An 18,103-nucleotide genomic window follows, 5' to 3' on the forward strand; every position below is an offset into this window, starting at 1 on the left:
TATCGTGGAAAAATTTTGCATCATACTTTTCTACATTTTTATTTTGAGACTTTGATTTGTTCTCTTCTTTATCATTTTCACTTGAAGATTGTTCTTTGTTAGACTTATTAAACTTGTTTAAGTCCTTAAAGGCTTCAAGCCTATACTTTTCATGGAAAAGTTTAGAATCATATTTTTCTTTTGTGCTCTCACTTTTTGATTCTTTATCTTCTGTAGCTTCTTCATTATTTGTGACTTTATTTTTATTTTCAAATCCTATCTCTTGATTCTTATCTTTAGAATCTTTAACTTCCATAGGTGAAGAATCTTTTTGATCATTTGATTTTATCTTGAAATCTTCAGAAAGATTTGAAGATTTTTCGTTCTTTTCTTTTTCTTTGTCTCTTTCGAAATCCTTATTAAGGCTTCTTGATGAAGAAATATTAGATCTTAATTTTTTAACATCAGAGAAGACTGAGTTAATGCTGTCGCTATTGAGATACATCTTCATATTATCTAGGATGTTTAAAGAATTACGAGCCAGCTTATAGGCATTTTCTCCTGATGTAATTGTAAGTCTAATCACTGAATTTAACTTTTCAACAGAAGAAATTAAAATCATTCCAATTTCCCCAGTCCTAGTTAAAGCTGGTCCTTCATAGGGAATGTCCGCAAGTCTTTCAATGGATATGTGGTCATCAAAATTTTCGATGGCAAGATTAGAAAAGACTGCATAGTTTGCAAGAGACTCAATATTTTTTGCTGTCATGAACTTAAAGTCTTTTGCGGATACGTCGATGTAGGATGAAGAGTTTTCAACCTTGTAGTTAATAATTTCTATGTTAGTGTTTGTAACAAGAAAATGTCTAACTAAGGCGTTACCAAGATTTTCTTGCATAAGAAGGAGCCTGTTCTTCCAGCCAATTTCAACTTCAACATTTTTAGTATCTTCATCAATCTTAAAATAGGACTTGTTGCCTGATAGAAATTCTGCTTCTTCTCCATTTATTATTATTTGGTCAGCTACAACTCTCTCACTTCCCACAAAGAAAGGAGGGTTTTCAAGCTTTCCATAAGTAATCCCGTCACGATTTATTTTATTAATTATTTCTAATTTGTATTTTGTTTTGTAAGGGTTTTTGTAAATTGAATTCATAATTACCTCCTCTAATATATTATCATATTTCATGGTCCATAAGATAAAAAAGATATATAATGAAGAGGGGTGCCTATGTATTTATTCGCTGGAGTTATGGCTGGGATTATACTTTCCATTTACATAAAATCCTATATTCTTGTAGGAATAATTTTATTAATATGCACTGGCTATATTTTGTCTTTAAAAAATAGATATAATTTTTTATACCTGCCTCTTGTGGCCCTCTTAGTATTTATAAATTTTAACGCAAGAGATTATAAACTCAATTCTTTTGATGGAGACGTAGTGGGTAAAGTGGTCCTCTCAAATGAAAATAAGTCTGTCATTAAAACAGATTTTATTAAGGGGAAAAATTTTAAAACTAAAGTATTAGTCTATGAAAAATTAGATAGGGGAGGAACCTATAAAATTCGTGGCAAGTTTTATCCACCCCTTCCTGACATGAACAAGGGGACCTTTGACTACGAAAAAAATAATAAGGCTCAGGGGATTTATCTACTTGGGAAAATTAGTGGATATGAAAAAATTTCCGAACCAAGGGGAACTTATAAAATCTCAAATATATTTGTTGATAGGGCAAAATATTTTTTCAACAAGAACTTAAATGAAAGGAATGCAGGCTTACTCGCTTCTTTAATCTTAGCTGATAAGTCCCTTGTTGATTCAATGGATAGGGACAGGTTTGATTCTCTTGGCATTAGTCACATCTTGGCTGTGTCTGGACTTCACATTGGAGTCTTGGCACTATTTTTGGAATTTATAATAAAAAAGATAAGTAAAAATAAAAAGTTTACAGACTTAGCCCTGGTAATAATTTTATTCTTATACATAATGGCAATTGGTTTTCCAATTTCTGCAGTTCGTGCCTTCTTGTTTTATATTTTATACAAGGGGAACACCTATCTCGAAAAGGACATAGACAATAGGGATATATTCTTCTTAAGTCTTTCTATAATACTTTTTATAAATCCCGTGGCTATTTATTCTATTTCACTATTATTGTCTTATGGAGCAATTTTTGGTTTGATATTTGTTTATCCTCAACTTATTGAAAGAGTTTCTAGTAAAAGTCTTGTAAATAAATCAATAATCGGGACCTTGTCAGTATTAATTTCTGTTTTTCCTCTGATTAATTATTATTTTTCTGGATTTTCACTTTTAGTTTTTGTTGCAAACTTATTTATTGTTCCAATTTATTCTATTATTATTTCCCTTGGATTTATTATGGGTATTGGAATTTTCCCTAGCTTAATAGGTAGTTTCTTAGACATACTAATGAACGCAACCTATGGACTTGAATCTTTATTAATCTCAAAGGGATCAATATTTTTAATATTAAAAGCCTTTAAGTTTGAATATATTTTCGTCTATTATATTTTTCTTATTCTTATACTAAATACACATAAGATTAATGAAATTATTAGTACAAATTTAAAACTTATTGAAATTTATATGACTGTTTCTTTTATAGTTATGGGTATTGGGATTTATAAAGACCTTATGACTTTTGAGATAAGTCAGCTTTACGTTGATCAAGGGGACTGTACACTAATTTCTTATAGGGGAAAGACTTATTTAATTGACACAGGCGGAGCAAGGTTTGAGAATAAGATCGCAGAGAAATATTTATTTCCAAGTCTTAAGTTAAGGGGAATTTCTACCATTGATGGAATCTTTATTTCTCATTTTGATGAGGACCATGCTGGTAATTTAAATAAAATCTTAAAAAACTATAGGGTTAAGAATGTTTTTGTAAATCATATTCCAGAAGATGAGAGTATTTTAGATAATGCCGAAAAGTATTCAAATATTATTCAATTATCTAAGAGAGACAGGGTTAAACTTTTTAAAGACACAAGCATGGAAGTTTTATTGGACAATAAAGACAGGTCAGATGAGAATGACAAGTCCATGGTCCTACTCCTAAACCACAAGGGCTTTAAGAGCTTATTTACTGGAGATATTTCAGCAGAAGTTGAAAGTCAAGTTGATAGAGAGATTAATCTATTAAAAGTTGCTCATCATGGATCAAAAACATCAACAAGTGAAGAATTTTTAGAAAAAACAAAACCCGTATTTGCCATGATTTCAGCAGGTTATGAAAATTCTTATGGACATCCTCACAAGGAGGTTCTGAAGAATTTGGAAAAACATGGTATCATATACTATGTCACTTCAAAAGATGGTGAAACTGATTTTAAAATTTTTGGAGATAAGCTTCAAATTGATATTCATAACAAGGAAGAGGATTATAAAACTTATTTACTTTTAATTATTTTAAAGACAGGTTTATTATATATTTTTGCGAGGAAAAATTATGAACTACAAGAAAATTTACAGAGATAAAGACCATTCAGGGGCCTATTTATTTTATGGAAAAGAAAAATATTTAATAGAGAATGCCGTTGGCTATTTAATAAATAAATATGTAAAGGGGACTGAGGCCTTTAACTACACTAAGTTTAAAGGAAGTGAGGTCAAGCCAGAAGATATTATTTCTGCCTGCGAGACCTATCCTGTTATGAATGATAAAAAATTAGTCCTTGTTCGAGATGTGGTAGACTTCCTAGGTGAAAATGACTTAAAAGATTCTTTTTATGATTTTTTAGATGACCTATCTGACTTTGTAATTCTAATTTTTTGGGACACTGGAAGTTTAAAAAAGACTACAAAGTTTTATAAATTTTTTAAGAAAAAAGATAGGGACATGGATTTTGCAAAATTGAGCCCAGCAGACTTAAATAACTTTATAAAAGGCTATTTTATAAGGAAGGGCAAGGAGATTGGCCCTAGTGAACTTGCACTTTTTATCTCAGAAAGTGGCTATAATTCTAAAAATGAAGATGTGAGTTTATTAGATTTAAAGACAGAAATGGATAAGATTGCAGCCCATGCCAAAGATAAAAGAATTTTGCGAGAAGACATATCAAGCTCAATAACAGAAAATATTGATACAAATATTTTTAAATTCTTAGACTCCATGATGGGAAGAAGAAGTGAGGAGGCCTTAAAGGAACTTCACAACCTCTATAAACTGAGAGAGCCTTCTCTTAGAATTTTCACCATGATAATTAGACAGGTAAAAAACTTTTTGTCCTATAAAATTTTATCCAATAAAAATATTAGTCAGGCTGATATAATGAATAAGATGGAAGTAAAAAAATATGAGTTTGGAAAAATAAAGTCCTTTGAAAAGAACTTTACAAAAGAATTTTTAATTGATTTTTATGAAGAACTCATAAAGTCTGATGAGCTCTTTAAGACGTCATCAATTGATGAAAAACTAATTATGGAGACCTTAATAATTAAATATTGCAATAATTTTTAATTTTGTAGGACTTAATTAAAAAACCTTGCAATGACATAAAATTCATGGTAAAATAGCAAAAGCGTTAAATATTGGAGGTGAAATAATGGCAAATATTAAATCAGCTATCAAAAGAATTGATATTGCAAAAAGAAACTCTGAACACAATAAACCAATTAGAACAGAAATGAAAACTGCAGTTAAAAACTTTAGAACAGCTCTTGACGAAGAAAGAATTGACGATGCAAAGGAACTTCTTATCGTTGCAGACAGAAAACTAAAGAAGGCTGCTAACAAAAATATAATTCACAAAAAACAAGCTTCCAGAAAGCTAAGTCGACTAGCTAAGGAACTTAACAGCAAGATCGCTGGCTAAGAGAAATTTTCCCGGGAAAGTTTCTCTTTTTTATTTAAGTTTGACAAATAAAAGTGAATAAAAAAGAGAATAAAAGAAGAGGTAGATTAAATAGTCTACCTCTTTTTGTGTGCAAATTTATTTAAAAAAGTCTAACTCCACTTGATTTGAAAGGTCGCGTCCCTTTTCTGTAAGTTTGAGATTATCGTCGTCTAAAATAATTAAATCTGATTTTAAATTCTTTTCTATTTCTTGTTCATAAATTTTTAAAAAGTTTTCATTAAATTTTTCATTGAATTCATTTATGTCCACGCCAGAATTAAGCCTTAGGCCCATCATTACAAACTCGTTCATCCTATCAGTTTTACTTAATTTTTCAGAAAAGACTATAGGACTTTTATTTTTTTCGAGAGCTTCATAGTAATCTTTGAAGTCATAAAAATTTGTGTATCTCAAGTTTCCAATATTTGATGATGCAGAAAGTCCAAAGGAAATATAATCTCTTAGTTTCCAATAAGACATGTTGTGGCGACACTCAAAGCCTTCTTTTGCAAAATTAGATATCTCATACTGCTTTAGGCCTATTTTTTCGAGCTTATTAACTACATAGTGATACATCTTCCTGTCTTCATCTTCATTAGGGAAGGCAAGAGGAGACTTCTCATGGTCCCTATGAAGTTTAGTCCCTTCTTCAAGAATAAGTGAATAATATGAAATATGCGGAAGTTTTAATTTTTCTACTTCTCTTATAGACTCTTCAATATCTGAAAACTTTTGACCAGGTAGGGCAAGCATTAAATCTAAATTTATATTTTCGAAGCCTGCTGATCTTGCATTTTCTATGGCCCTATAAATATCATCTTTTTTGTGAATTCTTCCAATTCTTTTTAAAATTTCTTCATTAAAAGACTGAGCTCCTATAGAAATCCTATTTATTCCTGAAGAAAAATAAGTTTTTGCTTTTTCTAGAGTAAGAGAATTTGGGTTTGACTCAATTGTAACTTCGATGTCTTTTGAAAATTCAAAGGCAGACAAGTCTTCCATAATTTCTTTTATAAATTTAGGGTCTACAGAAGAGGGAGTTCCCCCTCCAATAAAGACAGTATCAATTATCTTGTCCCTTAAAAAGTCTTCTTGTAACTTTATCTCCTTGCGCAAATATTTAAAATATTTCTCTACATTAGATCCTTCTAAAAGAGAAGAGCAGAAGTCACAATAGTGACATCTACTCTCACAAAAGGGTATATGAATATAAATTGAAATTTTATTTGTCTTCATCGTATTTTAATACAGATAAGAAGGCATCTTGTGGAATTTCTACGCTACCCACAGTACGCATTCTCTTCTTTCCTTCCTTTTGTTTTTCAAGAAGCTTTCTCTTTCTTGAAATATCTCCACCATAACATTTTGCAAGTACGTCTTTTCTAAGAGCACGAATTGTCTCTCTTGCAATTATTTTATTTCCAATTGCTGCCTGGATAGGAACTGCAAATTGGTGCCTAGGTATTACATCCTTTAATTTTTCACAAACATTTCTTGCACGAGTGTAGGCAGAAGATTCGTGAACAATTAGGGAGAAGGCGTCAACAAGTTCTTCATTTATTAAAATATCAAGCTTAACAAGATCAGATACTTCGTAGCCAATAAGTTCGTAGTCATAGGATGCATAACCACGTGTCTTTGACTTAAGGGCATCAAAGAAGTCATAAATTACTTCGTTGAGTGGCATGTGGTAGGTGATAAGGGCCCTAGTTTCTTCTAGGTATTGCATATCCTTAAAGACACCACGCCTGTTTTGGCAAAGCTCCATAACTTGTCCAACATAATCAGTTGGAGTCATAATCTCTGCCTTAACAATTGGTTCTTCCATGTATTCAATTTCAGTTGGGTCAGGAAGGTTTGATGGGTTTTGAATAGAAATCATTTCGCCATCTTTTTTCATTACATTGTAGATAACAGATGGGGCAGTAGTGACAATATTTAAGTCAAACTCTCTCTCAAGTCTTTCTTGGATAATTTCCATGTGAAGAAGACCCAAGAAGCCACATCTAAAACCAAAGCCAAGGGCTACAGAAGTTTCTGCTTCAAAGTCTAGGGCTGCATCATTTACTTGAAGCTTTTCAAGGGCTTCACGAACGTTGTTGTATTCTTCGCCTTCGCCAGGATAGACACCACAGAAAACCATAGGTACAACTTTTTTGTAACCTGGCATTGGTTCTGGAGTCCTATTGTTCTTAAGGGTAATTGTGTCCCCAACTCTCGCATCCTTAACATTTTTAATGGAAGCAGTTATGTAACCAACTTCTCCAGCACTTAAAGTATCAAGAGGGATATGTCCATTGGAAGTAACACCAACTTCAACAACTTCAAAAGACTTGCCTGTTGCCATCATAGTTATTTCATCACCAGGCTTAACTGATCCATCAATAACTCTTACGTGGCAGATTACTCCCTTGTAAGAATCGTAGAAGGAGTCAAAGATTAGGGCCTTAAGTGGTGCGTTGTGGTCTCCACTTGGTGCAGGAACCTTATCTATAATAGCATGGAGGACATCGTCAATACCAATACCTTCTTTTGCAGAGATTAGTGGAATACCTTCAGTGTCTATTCCTATAATATCTTCAATTTCTTCTTTTATTTCATCTGGCCTAGCACTTGGTAGGTCAATTTTATTTATCACTGGCACAAGTTCAAGGTCTTGGTCAATGGCAAGATAAACATTGGCAAGAGTTTGTGCTTCAACACCTTGTGCAGCATCAACAACGACTATGGCACCTTCACAAGCTGCAAGGGAACGTGAAACTTCATAGTTAAAGTCTACGTGTCCTGGAGTATCAATAAGGTTTAGGATGTATTCTTGTCCATCTCTGTCGTCCTTATAGATTAGTCTAACTGCCTTTAATTTAATTGTAATTCCTCTTTCACGCTCAAGATCCATGGAGTCAAGAACTTGCTGTTCCATTTCTCTCTTTGTAAGCATGCCTGTTGATTCAATTAGTCTGTCGGCAAGAGTTGATTTTCCATGGTCAATGTGTGCGATTATTGAAAAATTTCTTATATTTTTTTGATTTCTCAAATTTTTTACCTCCGATTTCTTGGGGATTTTATATTTTAAATTTTTCCTCTATTATTAAGAGGTAAAATCCTATAAACTGCGGCTGACTTTATTCTTTTCTTTTCAATTGGTCCAAAGTATCTTGAGTCAATGCTCATACCAGGAAGTCTGTTGTCTCCCATTACGAAGTACTCATCATCTTTTAGTGTAAAACTTTCTACATCGGACTCAGTGTAATCAGTAGAAGTGTAAGATTCTTCTAAAACTTTTCCGTTTAATATAACCTGACCATCTTTAAATGCTATTGTGTCCCCAGGCTTTCCTATTAATCTCTTAATATAGTTTCTATTGTCGTTAGGTGCATCTATGACCACAATTTCTCCGCGAGGTAGGTCGGTGTATCTCTTGTAGGAAAGGCAAATTAATTTATCCCTTTCATTTAAAGTAGGGTGCATAGACTCTCCATTAACTACAGCTATATTAAAAATAAAAGTTCTCACAAAAAGTGCAATTAAAACTGCAGCTACAATTGTAACAACAAAAGATAGGGTTTCATTCTTCTTCAATGTAATCATCTCCAATTTCTAATTTTATCATAAATAGAGGAAAGAATGGATAACTATTTATACGTTATAACGTATATATAGATTGATTTGTAAGAAGCTAGATTATAAATTATCAAAATAATAGGAAATAAATTATTTAAAAGAAAGTCAAAATTAGTCAAAATAATTTTTAAAAATCCTTGACAAAGTCCTAGGTGTGAAGTATTATATACATAGATTAGCACTCGGGGTTAATGAGTGCTAACAAAAGGAGGGGTTATGGATACTAGAAAAATTAATATTTTAAATGCCATAATTGAGGCATATATCGATATGCCTACTCCCGTTGGATCGAGAACTCTCTCCAAAGATTACAATCTTGGAGTTAGCTCTGCAACTATAAGAAATGAAATGGCAGATCTTGAAGATCTTGGTTTTTTAAATAAGCCCCATCAATCAGCAGGAAGAATTCCTTCTGACAAGGCTTACCGCTTCTATGTCGATGAACTTTTTAAAAACTTTAATAGCTTTCACGACCTAGATGCCTCACAAAAAATCATGGAGAGACTCTTATTCTCTTCGAGAAATCACGAAGAATTTTACAAGAATGTAGTCAATCTCCTAGCCAATATAAGTTCTTGTACGGCTTATCTCATAACACCACAGAAGGCCGATACAAAAATAAAAAGACTTACTCTAGTTAAGTTAGATGAATACACAGCTCTTTTAGTTTTAATAGGAGACAAGGGAGTTATTGAGAAATACTTTTTAGAAATAGAAAATATTTCTGACGAAGATTTTTATCTAATAGAGAAGGTCTTAAATGAAAAGATATCGGGAATTGATTTCAGCGAAATTGAATCTCTTAAGATTTCACTTTCAGATGACTATATAAGGCATGGAAAATTTATTTCTGATATTGTAAAAATTGCTAGTCAATTTAACAAAAAAGTCTCTTCTATTGACATCTATTATGATGGTCTTACAAATATTTTAAACTTTGATGAATATAAGGACATAGACAAGGCAAGAGATTTCATGAGTCTAGTAGAAGATAGGGACAGCCTATTTCAAATTCTAAAAAATGATAATTTTACCAGCGATGTTGAGGTTATTATTGGAGCAGAAAATAGTGCAAGTCTCATGAAGGAAAATACTATTATTAGAGCTCCTTTCTCTAGAGAAAATGGAATCTATGGAAGTATTGGACTTATTGGACCAGTTAGGATTGACTACATGAGATTGGTTAAAGTTGTTAAAGTATTTAGCGACGCTGTGAAAAGTGGATTGAAAGAAATGTGAGGGAGTACATGACGAATGAAGATATAAAAAAAGATGATTTACAAAATGAAGAAGATATAGATATGAAAGAAGAAGAACTTGATATAAATGAAGAAGCTGAAGTAGAAGCTTCTGATGATGAAAAATATCAAGACTTAACAGATAAATTTATGAGACTTCAAGCAGACTTCTCTAACTATAAGAGAAGGACTGAGGCACAAAAGTCTGAATATGTTGAACTTGGAGTTAAAAAAATTGCAAATGACTTACTTCCTGTCATAGATAATTTTGAAAGAGCCTTGGATTCCATAAAGGACAAGGACTCAACTTATGAAGGAATATTAATGATAAAAAATCAACTTACTGACGTTCTTGCAAAAGACGGTATAGTTGAGATGGAAGCATTGGGACAAGAGTTTGATCCAATGTATCATCACGCAGTACTCACTGAAGATTCTGATGAATACGACAGTGGTTATGTTATAGAAGTATTGCAAAAAGGTTATTTAATTAACGAGAAAACACTAAGACCTGCAATGGTCAAAGTTTCACAATAAGAATTTTAGGAGGAAATATATATGGGAAAAATAATTGGTATTGACTTAGGTACAACTAACTCTGCAGTAGCAGTAATGGAAGGTGGAGAATCTGTAATTATTCCTAACATTGAAGGTAACAGAACTACTCCATCAGTAGTAGCTTTTACAAAAGATGGCGAAAGATTAGTAGGTGAAACTGCTAAGAGACAAGCAATCACAAACCCTGATAGAACAATCTCTTCTATTAAGAGACACATGGGTTCTGATTTTAACGTAAAAATTGACGACAAAACTTACTCTCCACAAGATATTTCAGCTATGATTCTACAAAAATTAAAGGCTGACGCAGAATCTTATCTTGGAGAAAAGATTACAGAAGCTGTTATTACAGTTCCAGCTTACTTCACAGATGCTCAAAGACAAGCAACTAAAGACGCAGGAAGAATTGCAGGACTTGATGTAAAGAGAATTGTAAACGAACCAACTGCAGCTGCACTTGCTTATGGAGAAGACAAGGACACTGAAGCACAAACTGTTATGGTTTATGACCTTGGTGGTGGTACATTTGACGTATCTATCCTTGAACTTTCTGACGGTGTATTCGAAGTACACGCAACTCGTGGTAACAACAAACTTGGTGGAGATGACTTCGACAATAGATTAATCGACTATATTGCTGAAGAATTCAAAAAGGAAAATGGAATTGATCTTAAGTCTGACAACATGAGTCTTCAAAGACTTAAGGAAGCAGCTGAAAAGGCTAAGAAGGAACTATCTTCTACAATGTCAACAAATATCAACCTTCCATTTATCACAGCTTCACAATCTGGTCCACTTCACTTAAATATGGACGTATCTCGTGCTAAGTTCGATGAACTTACAGCAGATCTTGTTAAGAAGACTGAAGGACCTGTTAAGGATGCTTTAAAAGATGCAGGACTTAATGCAAATGAAATAGACAAGGTTCTTTTAGTTGGTGGTTCTACAAGAATTCCAGCAGTTCAAGAATGTATTAAAAAGTTAACTGGAAAGCAACCTCAAAAGGATATTAATCCAGACGAATGTGTAGCTCTTGGTGCAGCTATCCAAGGTGGAGTTCTTTCTGGAGATGTTAAGGACTTACTTCTTCTTGACGTAACACCACTTTCTCTAGGAATTGAAACAATGGGTAACATTACAACAAGACTTATTGAAAGAAATACAACAATCCCAACTAAGAAGTCACAAGTATTTACAACTGCAGCAGATAATCAAACTTCTGTAGAAATTCATGTACTTCAAGGTGAAAGACAAATGGCAAAAGACAACGTAACTCTTGGTAGATTTACACTTGATGGTATTGCACCAGCAAGAAGAGGAGTGCCACAAATTGAAGTAACATTTGATATTGATGCAAATGGTATTGTAAATGTAAGTGCTAAGGACAAGGGTACTGGTAAAGAACAACACATCACTATTACATCTTCAACTAACTTAAATGAAGAAGAAATCGAAAAGAAAGTTAAGGAAGCAGAAATGTATGCTCAAGAAGATGCTAAGAAGAAAGATTTAATCGAAGCAAGAAACAACGCTGATTCAATGATTTACCAATCTGAAAACACACTTAAGGATGTTGAAGGAAAGATTTCTGATGCAGACAAGACTAAGATTGAAGAAGCAATCAAGGGACTTAAGGATGTAAAAGATGGCGAAGATCTTGAAGCTATTAAATCTAAGACTGAAGAATTAACTCAAGCCTTCTACGCAATTTCAGAAGAAATTTATAAACAACAAGAAGGTCAAGCTGATGGTGGACAACAACAAGCTGATGACGATGTAGTTGACGCTGACTATGAAGTTGTAGACGAAGACGAAGAATAATAATTAAATAAAAATGTTGCAGTTTCGGCTGCAACTTTTTTTATGTAGAAAATTATATTCTGAATTTTTATAAATTTTCTTTTTAAATCTAGTATAAAAACATAAAAGTAGAATTAAACTTTCTTTTTTGTAGTTTTTATATTAGAATATAGAACTATTGAGGTGGAAGATGAGAAATTTTTATGAAATTCTTGAAGTTGAAAAAAATGTAACTAAAGAAGAATTGAAGAGATCTTATAAGAAGCTTGCTAAAAAGTATCACCCCGACTTAAATCCAGGAGATGAAGTTGCTGAGGCAAAATTTAAAGAAATCTCCTATGCCTATGAAGTCTTAGCCGATGATGAAAAAAGACAAATCTACGATGTCTATGGCGAAGAAGGACTTAAGGGCAACATGGGTGGATCTGGAGGCGGTGGCTTCGGAGGTTTCTCTGATATCTTTGATGACATCTTTGATATTTTTGGCGGCTCAAGATCAAATAGATATGAATATGCAAACAGAAAAGACATGCCAAAGAAGGGACCTGATGCAAGAGTAGACATAACTTTAGATTTCTTTGAAGCAATTTTTGGTGTAGAAAAAGAAATTTCTGTAAAGGTTAGGGAAGAGTGTTCCCACTGTCACGGCAGCAAGATGGAACCGGGAAGTGAAAAACACACTTGTGAGACTTGTAACGGCTCAGGTCAGGTTACCTCAGAACAAAACACACCTTTTGGTAGGTTTGTAAGGACTTCTGCATGTGAAGATTGTAATGGAACAGGCGAAGTTATAGAAAAGCCTTGTAAGGAATGTGGCGGAAGAGGATCTAAGGCACGAACTAAGAAGTTAAAAGTAAACATTCCTAAGGGAGTTGACACTGGAAACATTATTTCACTTAGGAACCAAGGATCTGTTGGAGAAAATGGTGGAGAAAATGGAGACATTTTTGTCTACATTAGAGTTAGGTCAGACGCAGTCTTCAAGAGAGAGGGCAATGATATTTACCTAAATATTCCAATTTCTTATTCAGACGCAGTCCTTGGTGCAAAGATAAAAGTTCCAACACTTGAAAAAATTGTTGATTATGATATTCCAAAGGGAACTACAGGTGGAACTGTCTTTAGACTAAAGGGAGAAGGAGTTTCTTATGTCAACAGGGACAAACAAAGGGGAGACCTCTTCTTCAAAGTTGACATTATAATTCCTAAGAAGGTTAGCAATGAACAAAGAAAACTCCTTGAAGAGTTAAGAGAGACTGAACCAGAAGTTGCAGAAAATAAAAAATCATTTTTAGATAAGTTGAAAAATTTATTTGATTAATGCGGATCACTGATTCGCATTTTTTAAATTGTATAAAAAAATTATCTATAATATAATGAAACAAGGTGATTAGATGAAATACATTGAAATGACAATAAATACTTCAAAGGATAAAAAAGATATCATTGAAGGAATTCTATTTGATTATGGAATTTATACAACAGAAGAAATTTCTAGCGACATAGTGGATGAGCTTGACCAAGATGAGAAGGATTGGGACTTTATTGACTATCCTCTTTTAAATTCAAATGAAGATATCTTTGCTCTTAGGGTTTATCCAGAAAATATGGAAGATGCAAATAATTTAAAGGCTGAGTTAAGTGAAAAGAAACTTGGTCAATGTCTTGTTGAAGAAAAGGACGATGAAGACTGGGCGAATAATTGGAAAAAATATTATAAACCACTAGAAATTGGCGAAAAGCTTGCCATAGTTCCTGAGTGGGAAGATTATGACAATGATAATAGAGTCGTTATAAAAATTAATCCAGGTATGGCCTTTGGTACAGGAACTCACGAGTCAACTTATATGTGCCTTGAACTCTTAGAGAGATATGTAAATAAAGACGATGATATTTTTGACATAGGTTGTGGTTCAGGCATACTTGCTATAGCAGGTCTAAAACTTGGGGCAAAGAAAGCTCTTGCAGTTGATATAGATGATAAGTGCATTGATGCTTCTCATGAAAATGCAGGTCTAAATAATCTTGAAGACAAGGTGGAAATTAAGAAGGGAAATCTTCTTGATGTTGTTAAGGGAAGAGCAGACCTAATAGTTTCCAATATTATTGCAGAAATAATTGTAGATGAGATCAAAAATCTCAAGAACCACATGGAAAAGGGTGGAATTTTTATAACTTCTGGAATTATAAAAGAGAGAAGGCAAATGGTAATTCATGCCCTAGAAGAAAATGGTTTTGAAATCATTGATGAACTAGAAAAAAATAATTGGGTTGCCATTGTAGGAAGATTAAATGTATAGATTTTTTGAAGATAGAAGGTTTGAAGGTAATACAAATCTTAAAGAAGAAACCCTCCACCACCTTAGAAATGTAATTAGAATAAATGATGGGGAAGTCTTTCAAGTTGTTTTTGAAGATGGGATTTTTTCTTTCGTTTATGAAGGTGGAAAAATAAAAAATCTTGGGGAAGTTCAAGAATCCAATGAATCTAAGGTGAGACTTTCCTTATTTTTTGGTATCCTCAAAAACAACAAGTCTGAAGATGTCTTAAGGCATGCAACAGAAATTGGAGTTAGCGATTTTTATCCGGTTATAATGGACAGGTCTATCTCAGATATTTCTAAGAAAAAAGAAAAGAAAATGGAAAGATTTCAAAAAATCGTAGAATCTGCTGCAAAGCAATCAAAAAGAGATGTCATACCTCTTGTTCACGACATAATAAAGACAGAAGACATTTTAAAGTTTTCTGGAGATTTAGTTTTATGTTATGAAGATGAAAATAGGACCCAATTAGGAGAAATAACAAGATCTCTTAGTAACAATATTGGACTTGTCATTGGTCCAGAGGGTGGCATATCAGAAAGAGAACTTAAAATTTTAAGTGAAGCTAAAAAAGTTGGGCTTGGCAGAAGGATACTTCGCGCAGAGACTGCAGCAATAACAGCTTCTTTTTATATAATACACGCAAAGGAGTGTGAGTAATGGAAAAAACTTTTTCAATTTTAACTCTTGGCTGTAAGGTTAACCAGTACGAATCAGAAGCCATGAGTGAACTCTTTGAAAGTAGGGGATATAGACAAGTTGAAAATGATGACTTTAGTGACGTTTATATTGTTAATACTTGCACAGTTACAAATTTATCAGATAGAAAATCAAGACAGTTTATTAGGAAATCAAAGAAAAACAACCCAGATTCAGTTGTGGCAGTAGTAGGTTGCTATTCACAAGTTTCTCCTGATGAAGTAAAAAGTATTGAGGGAGTTGATGTTGTTGTTGGAACAACTGAAAGAGATAGGATTGTTGACTTAATTGAAGAATCTAAAGAAAGTAATGAAAAAATAAATATTGTTAAGAACTTAAAGAATGTACGTGAATTTGCAAATACGACAAATTTTGACAGCAACAACAGGACTCGTGCCTATATGAAGGTCCAAGATGGCTGCAACAGATTTTGTACCTACTGCATAATTCCTTTTGCAAGAGGACCCATTAGGTCTAGAACAATTGAAGACTCAGTAAGAGAGGCAAGAACACTTGCAGATAGGGGCTTTAAAGAAATTGTCTTAACAGGAATTCACATTGGGTCTTTTGGCAAGGACCTTGGCGATATGAGATTAATTGACCTAATCGAAGCTATTGCTGAAGTTGATGGAATCGAAAGAATTAGACTTTCTTCAGTTGAACCGCTTATTATTACAGATGAATTTATGGAAAGGGCAGTAAAGACAGGAAAATTATGCGATCACTTCCATCTTTCCCTTCAAAGTGGATCTAACAATATCTTAAAGGCAATGAATAGAAGGTACACTCGTGAAGAATATATTGAAAAGGCAAAAATAATTAGAAAATATATGCCTCATGCAGGACTAACAACTGATATAATAGTTGGCTTCCCTGGAGAAAGTGATGAAGATTTTGAAGATTCAATGAATATTGTAAGAGAAGTTGGATTTTCAAGGATTCATGTCTTTAAATATTCCAAGAGAAAGAATACAAAAGCTGCTGAAATGAAAAATCAAATTGATGGCAATATTAAAAAAGAAAGGTCTGAAAAATTAATTGCACTTGGGGAAGAATACCAAGAAATATTTGAAAGAGAAAATATGAAAAACCCTCAATCAGTTTTATTTGAAGAAGAACATGATGGAGTATATTATGGCTACACAACAAACTACATTAGGGTAAAGGCTAAATCCAATGAAGACCTTACAAATAAAATTAAGAAAGTAAAAATTTTGGACACAGGTGAAATTGCAAATTGTGAAGTTATTGGTGATTAAATGTTAAAGATTAGAGCACACCACCTCTTGTGCACAGAAAACTTTGTTGGTGAGGGTTACAGTGATGACTTTTCAAAAAATATGGCAAAAGTCATTGGACAGCTAAAAGAGAATCCGAAAGTTAAATTACTTGCAGACCTTGACGATATTTGTGGTCCTTGCCCAGAAAATCTCGGGACTAGGTGCGAGAATGATGACTTGGTAAAATCTTATGATAAAAAAGTTTTAGAAGTTTTAAACTTATCAGAAGGTGAAATTTATTCATGGGCCGACATAAGAAAGCTTGCCTGTGATATAATATTTGCAAAGAATAGGCGAGAAGAAATTTGTGGAGAATGTCAGTGGAATGAACTCTGCAAAGAAGTTGAAGCCAAAAGGAGGTAAGTATGGACTGTTTATTTTGTAAAATAATTAAGGGAGAGATTCCCTCAACAAAACTTTATGAAGATGAACTTGTGTATGCTTTTAGAGATATAGACCCACAAGCTCCTACTCATTTTTTGATTGTTCCTAAAGAGCACATTGGATCAGCTGATGATCTTGATGAAGACCATAAAGAACTAATAGGTCACATCTTCTTAGTTGCGAAAAAGCTTTGTGCAGAAGAAGGGCTTATAAAGGGATACAGAATTGTAAATAATTGCAAAGAAGACGGAGGTCAAACTGTAGACCACCTTCACTTCCATGTACTTGGAGGAAGAAGTTTAAATTGGCCACCAGGTTGATAAAAAATTTTACTAATGCCGGGATTATGTCCTGGCATTTTTTTATTTGTATAATAACTTATAATAAAAAAATTTTTAATTAAAAATTGTAACACTTTTAAACTTTTGGTTATATCAATAATTGAAAATATTTAATATAATAAATTTAAGAATACATTATGGGAAAACAGACTCTAAAGAAGGAAGATGATTTATGAAATTAGGATTTGTTGATGTTGGTGGAGGAACACGTGGAATTTATGGAGCAGGAGTTTTTGATTATTTAATGGAAGAGGGCATAAGCGGAGACTACTTTATTGGAGTTTCTGCTGGAGCTGCTAATGGTGCGTCTTTTCTTGCCAAGCAACCAAGAAGAAATTTTGTCTTTTATAATAATTATGCCTTTAGAAAAGAATATATGAGTCTTAAAAATTATTTAAAAACGGGTTCATATATTGATTTAGATTATATCTATTCGGACTTAAGTGCATCAAATGGAGAAAATCCACTTGACTATAAAACTATGATGGAAAATCCCATGGAATTTGAAATAGTTGCAACAGATGCAAGGACAGGCAGGCCAAAATATTTTAATAAGAAAGACCTTATTATTGATGAGTATGATCCAATTAAAGCATCATGTTGCGTTCCAGTCCTTTGTAATCCCTATGAGGTCAATGGAGTCCCTTACTTTGATGGCGGTCTGTCTGACCCAATTCCCTTTAAGAAAGCCTTTGAAGCAGGCTGTGACAAGGTTATTCTTGTTCTAACAAGACCCAAAGATTATTTTAGAGAAAAGAGGAAGGACAAAAAGTTTGTAAGATTACTTAGGAGAAATTATCCAAGAGTTTCAAAAACTTTTGCGAAGAGATATGAAGTTTACAATCAAAGTCTAAGGGAAGCAATCAAACTTGAAAAGGAAAATAAAATTATAATTATTGCACCAAGTGACATTGGAAACTTAAAAACTCTAAGCCAAGACCATGGACAGTTAGAAGACTTGTATGAAATGGGAAGAAGGGATGCAAGAGAAGTTCTTAGTTCAAAATTATAAAAATGA

The 18,103-nt window shown here is 33.2% G+C and carries 17 protein-coding genes; 13 read left to right on the forward strand and 4 right to left on the reverse strand.

Annotated elements, in window-relative coordinates; all coding sequences use genetic code 11:
• Nucleotides 1-1,135 (reverse strand): alanyl-tRNS synthetase (locus tag HMPREF3023_RS03980; protein WP_070700966.1); only part of this gene is annotated, 1,135 nt, incomplete at its 3' end.
• A 75-nt stretch (nt 1,136-1,210) separates the two neighbouring features.
• Here HMPREF3023_RS03980 and HMPREF3023_RS03985 point away from each other — a divergent pair.
• The 3 genes from HMPREF3023_RS03985 (at nt 1,211) to rpsT (ending at nt 4,821) form a co-directional block, all read left to right on the forward strand.
• Nucleotides 1,211-3,484, forward strand: coding sequence for a DNA internalization-related competence protein ComEC/Rec2 (locus HMPREF3023_RS03985; RefSeq protein WP_070700968.1), 2,274 nt, complete (start codon nt 1,211-1,213; stop codon nt 3,482-3,484).
• A complete protein-coding gene (gene holA / locus HMPREF3023_RS03990) occupies nt 3,456-4,466 on the forward strand; it encodes a DNA polymerase III subunit delta (RefSeq protein ID WP_070700970.1) in 1,011 nt (336 codons plus the stop codon). The genes HMPREF3023_RS03985 and holA overlap by 29 nt, the downstream gene beginning before the upstream one ends.
• Nucleotides 4,467-4,551: 85 nt before the next feature.
• Nucleotides 4,552-4,821 carry a 30S ribosomal protein S20 gene (gene rpsT / locus HMPREF3023_RS03995; protein WP_070700973.1) on the forward strand — a complete coding sequence of 90 codons (270 nt, stop codon included), beginning with the start codon at nt 4,552-4,554 and terminating at the stop codon, nt 4,819-4,821.
• Nucleotides 4,822-4,938: 117 nt separating this feature from the next.
• Here the strand turns inward: rpsT and hemW are convergent, their stop codons facing one another.
• The 3 genes from hemW to lepB are packed head-to-tail and all read right to left on the reverse strand — an operon-like array spanning nt 4,939 to nt 8,430.
• Entirely contained in the window at nt 4,939-6,078 is a 1,140-nt protein-coding gene (gene hemW / locus HMPREF3023_RS04000; protein ID WP_070700975.1) for a radical SAM family heme chaperone HemW, read from the reverse strand.
• Entirely contained in the window at nt 6,065-7,876 is a 1,812-nt protein-coding gene (gene lepA / locus HMPREF3023_RS04005; protein WP_070700977.1) for a translation elongation factor 4, read from the reverse strand. The genes hemW and lepA overlap by 14 nt, the downstream gene beginning before the upstream one ends.
• A gap of 35 nt (nt 7,877-7,911) precedes the next feature.
• A complete protein-coding gene (gene lepB, locus HMPREF3023_RS04010) occupies nt 7,912-8,430 on the reverse strand; it encodes a signal peptidase I (RefSeq protein ID WP_246829181.1) in 519 nt (172 codons plus the stop codon).
• Between the two features lie 249 nt (nt 8,431-8,679).
• Between lepB and hrcA the strand changes: the two genes are divergently transcribed.
• The 10 genes from hrcA (at nt 8,680) to HMPREF3023_RS04060 (ending at nt 18,097) form a co-directional block, all read left to right on the forward strand.
• Nucleotides 8,680-9,702, forward strand: a complete 1,023-nt coding sequence (gene hrcA / locus HMPREF3023_RS04015) for a heat-inducible transcriptional repressor HrcA (protein WP_070700981.1) — start codon at nt 8,680-8,682, stop codon at nt 9,700-9,702.
• 8 nt (nt 9,703-9,710) lie between these two features.
• Nucleotides 9,711-10,238, forward strand: coding sequence for a nucleotide exchange factor GrpE (gene grpE, locus HMPREF3023_RS04020; RefSeq protein ID WP_070700983.1), 528 nt, complete (start codon nt 9,711-9,713; stop codon nt 10,236-10,238).
• A gap of 21 nt (nt 10,239-10,259) precedes the next feature.
• Nucleotides 10,260-12,080 carry a molecular chaperone DnaK gene (gene dnaK / locus HMPREF3023_RS04025; RefSeq protein WP_070700985.1) on the forward strand — a complete coding sequence of 607 codons (1,821 nt, stop codon included), beginning with the start codon at nt 10,260-10,262 and terminating at the stop codon, nt 12,078-12,080.
• A gap of 169 nt (nt 12,081-12,249) precedes the next feature.
• Nucleotides 12,250-13,380, forward strand: coding sequence for a molecular chaperone DnaJ (gene dnaJ, locus HMPREF3023_RS04030; RefSeq protein ID WP_070700987.1), 1,131 nt, complete (start codon nt 12,250-12,252; stop codon nt 13,378-13,380).
• A gap of 73 nt (nt 13,381-13,453) precedes the next feature.
• A complete protein-coding gene (gene prmA, locus HMPREF3023_RS04035) occupies nt 13,454-14,359 on the forward strand; it encodes a 50S ribosomal protein L11 methyltransferase (protein ID WP_070700989.1) in 906 nt (301 codons plus the stop codon).
• On the forward strand, nt 14,352-15,041 hold the full coding sequence (locus tag HMPREF3023_RS04040) for an RsmE family RNA methyltransferase (RefSeq protein WP_070700991.1): 690 nt from the start codon (nt 14,352-14,354) through the stop codon (nt 15,039-15,041). Before prmA ends, HMPREF3023_RS04040 begins: the two co-directional genes overlap by 8 nt.
• The gene (mtaB, locus tag HMPREF3023_RS04045; RefSeq protein WP_070700993.1) at nt 15,041-16,339 is read left to right on the forward strand and encodes a tRNA (N(6)-L-threonylcarbamoyladenosine(37)-C(2))-methylthiotransferase MtaB; all 1,299 of its coding nucleotides are present in this window, start codon (nt 15,041-15,043) and stop codon (nt 16,337-16,339) included. The genes HMPREF3023_RS04040 and mtaB overlap by 1 nt, the downstream gene beginning before the upstream one ends.
• Complete coding sequence (locus HMPREF3023_RS04050; RefSeq protein WP_070700994.1) at nt 16,340-16,723, forward strand: DUF1284 domain-containing protein; 384 nt, start codon at nt 16,340-16,342, stop codon at nt 16,721-16,723. It begins immediately after the preceding gene.
• Nucleotides 16,724-16,725: 2 nt separating this feature from the next.
• Nucleotides 16,726-17,064: a histidine triad nucleotide-binding protein gene (locus tag HMPREF3023_RS04055; protein ID WP_070700996.1), complete on the forward strand. Its 339-nt coding sequence runs from the start codon at nt 16,726-16,728 to the stop codon at nt 17,062-17,064.
• A gap of 193 nt (nt 17,065-17,257) precedes the next feature.
• Nucleotides 17,258-18,097 carry a patatin-like phospholipase family protein gene (locus HMPREF3023_RS04060; RefSeq protein ID WP_070700998.1) on the forward strand — a complete coding sequence of 280 codons (840 nt, stop codon included), beginning with the start codon at nt 17,258-17,260 and terminating at the stop codon, nt 18,095-18,097.
• The last annotated feature ends 6 nt before the right edge of the window (nt 18,098-18,103 follow it).

This window comes from Peptoniphilus sp. HMSC075B08 (assembly GCF_001815405.1).
Lineage (GTDB): Bacteria > Bacillota > Clostridia > Tissierellales > Peptoniphilaceae > Peptoniphilus_A > Peptoniphilus_A harei.